6 protein-coding genes are annotated in these 6142 nt (G+C 39.1%); 2 read left to right on the forward strand and 4 right to left on the reverse strand.

What is annotated here, in order from left to right:
* The 4 genes from safA to nadB form a co-directional block, all read right to left on the reverse strand.
* A partial coding sequence (gene safA / locus V7149_RS10380; RefSeq protein WP_335345553.1) for a SafA/ExsA family spore coat assembly protein occupies positions 1-362 on the reverse strand: 362 nt, incomplete at its 3' end.
* 206 nt (positions 363-568) lie between these two features.
* Positions 569-1675 carry a quinolinate synthase NadA gene (gene nadA / locus V7149_RS10385; RefSeq protein ID WP_335345554.1) on the reverse strand — a complete coding sequence of 369 codons (1107 nt, stop codon included), beginning with the start codon at positions 1673-1675 and terminating at the stop codon, positions 569-571.
* A 60-nt stretch (positions 1676-1735) separates the two neighbouring features.
* Complete coding sequence (nadC, locus tag V7149_RS10390) at positions 1736-2575, reverse strand: carboxylating nicotinate-nucleotide diphosphorylase (RefSeq protein WP_335345555.1); 840 nt, start codon at positions 2573-2575, stop codon at positions 1736-1738.
* Positions 2544-4133, reverse strand: a complete 1590-nt coding sequence (gene nadB, locus V7149_RS10395) for an L-aspartate oxidase (protein WP_335345556.1) — start codon at positions 4131-4133, stop codon at positions 2544-2546. Before nadB ends, nadC begins: the two co-directional genes overlap by 32 nt.
* 160 nt (positions 4134-4293) lie before the next feature.
* Between nadB and V7149_RS10400 the strand changes: the two genes are divergently transcribed.
* Both V7149_RS10400 and V7149_RS10405 read left to right on the forward strand, forming a co-directional pair.
* Entirely contained in the window at positions 4294-5436 is a 1143-nt protein-coding gene (locus V7149_RS10400) for an IscS subfamily cysteine desulfurase (protein ID WP_335345557.1), read from the forward strand.
* Between the two features lie 71 nt (positions 5437-5507).
* A complete protein-coding gene (locus V7149_RS10405; protein WP_335345558.1) occupies positions 5508-6044 on the forward strand; it encodes a transcription repressor NadR in 537 nt (178 codons plus the stop codon).
* Positions 6045-6142 lie beyond the last annotated feature (98 nt).

The following is a 6142-nucleotide window of genomic DNA, read 5'->3' on the forward strand; positions in this document are numbered from 1 at the left end:
TGTGGTGATACCATTTTTGGCAATTGCTTTGGTACTTCTACTTGTGGTGCTTCTTTTATCGGTATTTGTTTTGGTGCTTCAACTACAGGCAATGTAATTGGTTTTTCTTTTGCAAAAGGGTGTTCTGCAATAGGCATTTCCTTTTTAGCACCCATACTGACTTTTGTTTCCGGTATGCCTCCAATTGGAGCTTCTTTTTTTATGGATCCACCTGATCCAGGAACTTTTATTTTCATACCGGGCATAATCATATCAGGATTGCTGAGCTGTGTATTTAATTTTTTCAGCTCTTCAAAATTCACGCCGTACTTTTTGGCGATCTTCCAAAGAGTATCCCCTTTTTGTACGATATGGATCTTCACTCTGATTTCCCTCCTAGTCAAATGTCCATATAGTGTATGTCAAAGTGGGCAAATTGCTAACAATCTACACAAAAACTTATGCACTTATTATTAATAATATGATTAGAGACCCATTTTACAACGAATTTAATTATTTTTTTCTTAGGATTTTGTTAAATTTTCCTGTCGGATGACTTTTTAAAAAAGAAAACCCCCGAATTGGAGGTTTATGATTGGATTAGCATTCTGTCTAATGCAAGCTTTGCATTTGAAGCAATTGCTTTATCTACTTTTATTAGGTTATGCTCTTCACCTTGTTCAATTGTCTCTAGACACCATACTAGATGAGGCAAATCAATACGATTCATAGTCAAACAAGGACACATATGTGGATTTAGCGAGATAATTTGTTTATCCGGATGCTGCTTTATTATTCGGTTGACAAGATTCATCTCTGTCCCAATTGCCCAGGATGAACCTTTTTCAGCTTTATTAATCGCGTCAACAATATAATTGGTCGATCCTGCCATATCTGATAGAGCCACTACTTCTCTTGAACATTCAGGATGGACGATAATTTTCATATCTGGATAGGTCCTACGAGCATCTTCAATATTTGCGACTGTGAAATTCTCATGGACGGAGCAATGCCCCTTCCAAAGAATAACCTTGATATTCTCAATCGGGCCATCATACTCGAGCGTATCATTGATTGGATTCCACACAGCCATTTCCTCAAGATCTATTCCTAAATTATAGGCCGTATTTCTGCCTAAATGCTGGTCAGGCAAAAATAAGATTCTGGATTTTTGTTCAAATGCCCATTGAACCATTTTCTCTGCATTCGAGGAGGTGACAGTTGCACCGCCATGCTCACCTACAAACGACTTAATAGCAGCTGTTGAATTCACATACGTTAATGGTATGATCGTTTCTCCAAAAAGGGCAATTAACTTCTCCCATGCTCTTTCTGTTTGGTAAATATCCGCCATATCCGCCATCGAGCACCCTGCGCGCATATCTGGCAGGTACACCTTTTGATTTTCTGTAGTCAAAATATCAGCGGTTTCTGCCATAAAATGAACTCCACAAAAAACAATATGCTCTGCCTCTTTATTATCCTCAGATAATTGAGCCAGCTTCAAGGAATCACCGGTTGCATCAGCAAATTGAATGACCTCGTCTTTTTGATAATGGTGGCCCGGAATAAATAATTTTTTTCCAAGTTTATTTTTAATGGATTTTACTTGATTCTCTAGTTCTTCTGTTGTCATTTTTCGATATTTATCTGGAAGAACATTTGACCCCTTTTCAAGCGTTTGAAATATATTCATCCCTTAATCCCCTTTGCGGTATTTATCTAATAGTAGTTGTTTTAACTATCTTTTATTGATTTACTCTCCAACCTTTACTTTTACACTAATATCTAATGACTTAGCAGAATGGGTTAAAAAGCCGAGAGAGATATAATCAACACCTGAATCACTGTAGCTGGCAATGTTATCAAGCGTAATCCCGCCAGAGGCTTCTGTAACTATTCCTACAGGCACGTATGGAATCCATTCCTTAATTTCTTCAGGCTGTCTATTATCGAACATGATGACGTCTGTTTTTGCTGAAGCCGCCTCCATAACTTGTGCTTTTGTTTCGGTCTCTACCTCAATCTTAACCATATGACCAATATAAGAACGAACGGCTGAAACTGCCTTTTCGATCGAGCCAGCGAAGGAAATATGATTGTCTTTAATCATCACCGCATCATAAAGCCCATAACGGTGATTAAACCCTCCTCCACAGCGTACAGCGTATTTTTCCAGCATTCTTAGACCTGGGGTTGTTTTTCTCGTATCACAAATTTTCGTATGTGAACTATTTAATACAGAGACCGCTTTGTTGGTAATGGTGGCAATGCCGCTCATTCGCTGAATAAGATTAAGAATGACTCTTTCACCTTTTAATAAATTGGCGACAGTTCCTTCTGCTGTTGCTAAAACTTGCCCATTCTCAATGGATTCCCCATCTTTTACCTTCATTTCAACTTTAATCTCGCTGTCCAGAATGGAAAAACCAGTCCGAATAACATCCTCCCCGCAGAAAACTCCATTATCCTTAGCAATAAAAACGATTTCCCCTTTTTCTTCTCTTCCGAAAATAAGCTCACCCGTAATATCCCGGTCACCAATATCCTCCAAAAAAAATTGCTCAAGTTGCAATCGCAGCTTCAATTTGTTCATGCTTATCATCCTTTTCTGTTTTTCTGCAATGTATAATTTGCTTTCGCAGCCAATCCCGATCATTTTCACATGGGTAATCCTGTCTGAAATGTCCGCCACGGCTTTCAGTCCTTTTTAAAGCTGAATCTGTTACAAGCCATGCAGTTATAAGCATGAATACCATCTCAATTTCTTCAATAGATAATTCAGCAAAATTGGCGTTCAAATATTTATTGATGTGAAAGCTTTCAAGCCATTCCTTCTGCCTCGAGAGGCCATTTTTCGTGCGTATGATGCCGACATTCTCCATCATTGATTTTTGGATGATAAAGGGAGAAGGGAGTAGTTTGGCTATACTCATTCGAATTTCTGACTGTTCAATTGATTTCAAGTTAACTGAATGCCTTATTGGAGATGTATTGATCCATTCGGCGAGTTTTTTTCCAATGAATAATCCTTCCAGTAAGGAATTACTTGCAAGTCTGTTTGCCCCGTGGATGCCTGTACAGGCTGCCTCCCCAATTGCATATAGCCCTTCTAAACTGCTCCGTCCTAATAAATCCGTTTTGATGCCGCCCATTAAGAAGTGACTGCCTGGAGCTACAGGAAGAAGCCCTTCCTTTATGTTAATCCCATGTTGCTCACATAAAGCAGTTATCGTTGGAAATCGTTCTTCAAATCCCTGTACAGAAGAAATATCCAGAAAAATGGGCTCTCCATTTTCGAGATAATGGTAAATAGTTTGAGAAACAATATGTCTTGGCGCTAAATCACCTAAAGGATGAATGCTGTTCATAATCGAATTGCCTCCCTTTGTTATAAGGCGTCCTCCTTCACCACGAACTGCTTCTGAAATTAATCCAACCGCTTTTCCGTTAATATGAAGCAATGTTGGATGGAACTGGATAAATTCCATATCAGTGATTTCGGCACCCGCCTTATAAGCAAGAGAAATTCCATCTCCGGTAACTGTGGCAGCATTCGATGTATAAGCAAATAGCTGTCCACAGCCTCCCGTTGCTAAAACAATATGTTCAGCAAAAAAGGTTTCTGTTCTTCCGTCGGGATATTTTCCTTTGACGCCGATACATCTTTCCCCAGGCTCATCTATTAATAAGTCAAATACGAAAATATTCTCCATAATGGTTATATTTTGATTTACATTTGCAGTCATAAATTGAATGAGATTTCTCCCGGTGGCATCCCCTCCACTGTGGACAATGCGATGATCACTATGTGCTCCTTCCATTCCAAGAGAGAGTTCCCCATCCGATCCTTTATCAAATGAACAGCCTTCAGCTATTAAGCTATTTATTAATGCTGGACCTTCCTGCGTTAATTTCTCCACTGCTACAGGATCATTATGAAATCTTCCCGCTTCCAACGTATCCTGATAATGCTTATTTGGATGATCCTTTTTTCCAATGGCCGCGGCTACACCTCCTTGAGCGAAAAATGAGTTACTATTATACACATTAGACTTTGTGAGAATAATCACATTCAAGTCACAGCGAAGACTCTTTGCTAATTGCAAAGCCGATATCCCGCTGCCAATTATGATGACATTGGCCTTATTCATATTTACCTCCTGACTTCACAGTTGTCTTGACACTTATATTTACATAGATTTAAACTTATGACAAGAGTTATTATAGATTTGTCATAAGAATTGCAGCTCTATCATTTATAACTTTAGATCTTTTGAGAATTAGAGAATATAACTATGGAGTGATACTGGGATGAAATACTTTGATTATGCTGCAACCTGCCCTCTTGATGAGGAAGCAGCTGAGACATTTATAAAGGCGGCAACCCAATATTATGGAAATGCACAAAGCCTGCATGATAAAGGGAGTGAAGCCAGCAGCTTATTAGAACATTGCCGAAGTGAATGGGCCAGCTTACTTCATGTTCAGAAGGAAGGAATCTATTTTATAAGCGGGGGCTCTGAAGGTAATTCCCTTGCTATTCATGCACTATTAACAGCCTCGAAAAAAAAGGGCAAGCATATCATAACAAGCATGGCAGAGCATTCGTCCGTTCATAGTACGTTAGACAAATTAATTGACGAGCATCATTTTGAAGTAACGGCACTTCCACTAAATTCTAAGGGATTAATTGATTTAGTCGACCTAAGATCAGCAATCAGGGAGGATACCGTGCAAATAACCATTCAGCATGGAAATTCTGAAATTGGCACCTTGCAGCCTCTTGAAGAAATTAGTATGCTCTGCAAAAAGAATCAAATTCTGTTTCATAGTGATTGTGTACACACATTTAGTAAAACGGATTTTAGAAAAATTGCATTATTGGTCGATAGTCTCTCTATTTCTGGACATAAATTTTTTGGACCTAAGGGAACAGGAGTTGTTTATATCAATCCCCATTTACATTGGATGCCTTATTATCCAAAAACATCTCATGAAAGAGGCTTCAGGCCAGGTACTGTCAATGTCCCGGGTATTGCTGCTATGACTATTGCTGCCCAAAAGGCTTATAAGAATCTGGACAATCACACAAATCATTATCATCATCTACGGGAGATTTTTTTACATGCCCTTGAACCTATAAATGGTCAGTATATTATTTACGGCTCTGATCACAATCAACAGCTCCCATCAACGATTGGGATGCGAATAAGGGGCATTGAAGGGCAATTTGTGTTGCTTGAGTGTAATCGCATGGGCTTTGCTGTTTCAACAGGCAGTGCTTGCCAGGTAGGCTTACAAACGATATCTAAAACGATGAATGCTATGGGAATAACAGGGAAGGATGCGAAAGAGTTTATTAGAATTTCCTTTGGCTGGGATACAACAGAAGCAGACACAGAAGCATTAGGGAAAGCTCTTGTAAGAATAACTCAAGAATGGTTTCCGGATTAAGCAAATTTAATTTTACTGAACAAATATGTTAAAATGTATCATTATCGTCATATAAAGGGAGTTTTCGAAAAATGAAGGATCAGAAAAAGGTACTCGGTGAGGAAAGAAGAGAACTGCTGCTCGAGTTATTGAAGAAAAATGGTGAACCGATAACAGGGAATGAGCTTGCAACGAGAACGAACGTAAGCAGGCAAGTCATTGTTGGTGATATTACCTTGCTTAAAGCAAGAGGAGAGCCTATCCTTGCTACAAGCCAAGGATATATTTACTTAACCCAAGCTTCCATCTCCACATCTTTTGAACGAACCGTTGCAAGTTCCCACACTCCCGAAAGAACAGAAGAAGAGCTGAATTTACTTGTGGACCATGGAGTTACCGTCAAGGACGTGCGAATTGAACATCCCGTTTACGGGGATTTAATTGCTTCGGTTATGGTTTCAAATCGAAAAGAAGTCAAGCAATTTATTGAAAAAATCAAAGCAACAAAGGCAGCCTACCTATCAGAGCTAACAGAAGGCATTCACCTCCACACCATCCAAGCTGCCTCTGAACAAAAACTGGATGAAGCAGTCAATGCATTGAAGCAAGCTAATTTTATCGTGGAATAGGAGAAAAAAACATATAATGATTTTGCGGAAAAGCAAGTATACTAATTGACTTGACATTCGGATTGGCCCTGCTGACTTTTAACCAGTAAGGATTAACA

Source organism: Bacillus sp. JJ1503 (assembly GCF_036965125.1).
Taxonomy (GTDB): domain Bacteria; phylum Bacillota; class Bacilli; order Bacillales; family Cytobacillaceae; genus Cytobacillus.